Origin of the sequence: Bradyrhizobium canariense, assembly GCF_019402665.1 — a bacterium.
GTDB classification, from domain to species: Bacteria; Pseudomonadota; Alphaproteobacteria; order Rhizobiales; family Xanthobacteraceae; genus Bradyrhizobium; species Bradyrhizobium canariense.
Genome location: NZ_VSST01000114.1, coordinates 1 through 758, shown reverse-complemented (window position 1 = coordinate 758; position 758 = coordinate 1). Strand labels below are relative to the sequence as shown.

The following is a 758-nucleotide window of genomic DNA, read 5'->3' as shown; positions in this document are numbered from 1 at the left end:
CCTCTCGCAGACCTCGGCGGGTAAGGGATGTTGGTTACGTCATCGATCGCACCTCACCTCGTGCTGTTCCTTAGTTCGTGCCTGGCGGTCGTTCCTTTGTCCCGGCCTGCGCGCGCAGACGCGCCGCGCGCAAGGGCCGTCAAGGCCGGCCGTCGTGCTGTCCTGACGTCTTGCTCTACCGCGGTCAGGCCGCGCCTTGACGGCCCCGAGCACGGTGCGAGGATCAGGCAGCTCGGGACGCCGTCTCCTCCGTGTTGACGCACTCGAAGGCGCGTCCCTTGTTGAGAACCGCCCAGGCGATCCGGGCGAGCTTGTTGGCGAGCGCAATCGCCAGCACGTTGTGGTGCAATCGTTTCTTGGCGGCTTCGATCCAAGATTTGAGGCCATAGCGCTCCCAACCCTTGACCTTGACCAGCACAACCCACGCGGCCTGCACAAACAGCGCGCGCAGGTAGCGATTGCCGCGCCTTGATATCTTGCCGAGGATCGTGCGGTCGCCGGTCGATATCTGCTTCGGCACCAGTCCAAGCCAGGCGCCGAAGTCGCGGCCTTTCGAGAACACGTCTCCAGTGCCGATCGCAGCCACCATCGCGCTCGAGATGATCGGGCCAATGCCGGGCACCGTCATCAGTCGCTCGCAGCCTTTGTCTTGACGGGCCAATGCCTCGATTTCGCTGGAGAGGTCCTCGATACGCTCATCCAGCCGGCGCCAGTCACCCGCCAGATCCTCGATGATGCGCAACATGCGAGGCGAGAGC

1 protein-coding gene is annotated in these 758 nt (G+C 64.2%); it reads right to left on the bottom strand.

Annotated features, from left to right (window positions below; genetic code table 11):
- Positions 1 to 223: 223 nt before the first annotated feature.
- On the bottom strand, positions 224 to 758 hold a 535-nt coding region (locus tag FXB41_RS39760; RefSeq protein WP_219685642.1), incomplete at its 5' end, for an IS110 family RNA-guided transposase.